This window comes from Sporosarcina koreensis, from assembly GCF_001531445.1.
GTDB classification, from domain to species: Bacteria; Bacillota; Bacilli; order Bacillales_A; family Planococcaceae; genus Sporosarcina; species Sporosarcina koreensis_C.
The window spans coordinates 1-243 of the sequence record NZ_LQYA01000347.1; the positions used below are offsets into that span (position 1 = coordinate 1).

At 30.5% G+C, this 243-nt stretch carries 1 pseudogene; it reads left to right on the top strand.

What is annotated here, in order from left to right:
* Positions 1–243, top strand: a pseudogene (locus tag AWV70_RS22370) (hypothetical protein); the annotation flags it as partial.

Consider the following 243-nt stretch of genomic DNA (forward strand, 5'->3'; position numbering starts at 1 on the left):
TTAATAGAATTAATATAACAAAAGAGGGGGGGTTGAATTTGGTATTTGTTTTTATTAGAATTTACAATAAAAAGCAAGAACGTAAAGACAATGCAGATGTTGAAGTTATGTCTGAACACTTATGGCGTGTAGAAATTGAACTTAAAAGAGATATGGGGGATTATTGGAATGATTGTTTTAATGATTTACATATCTTGAAACCAGATTGGACTTCGCCAGAAAAATTAAATGAACAAGCAATGG